The 280-nt window shown below is 67.5% G+C and carries 1 pseudogene; it reads left to right on the forward strand.

What is annotated here, in order from left to right:
• Positions 1-280 (forward strand): annotated as a pseudogene (locus AC0IYU_RS34825) (succinate--CoA ligase subunit alpha); the annotation flags it as partial.

Genomic DNA, 280 nt, shown 5'->3' on the forward strand with positions numbered 1-280 from the left:
TGAAGGACGCCGCTTCGCAGACCGGCGCCACCGGGTCGGTGCTCTACGTGCCGCCGGCAGGCGCAGCGGCCGCCATCTGGGAAGCCGACGAGGCCGACCTGGACCTGGCGATCTGCATCACCGAAGGCATTCCTGTTCGCGACATGCTCGAAGTGCGCAACACGATGAAGGCCAAGGAAGCGGCCGGCGGCAAGAAGACCTTGCTGCTGGGCCCGAACTGCCCCGGCCGGATCACGCCCGACGAAATCAAGATCGGCATCAGGCCCGGCCACATCCACCG

This window comes from Variovorax sp. AC103, assembly GCF_979254005.1.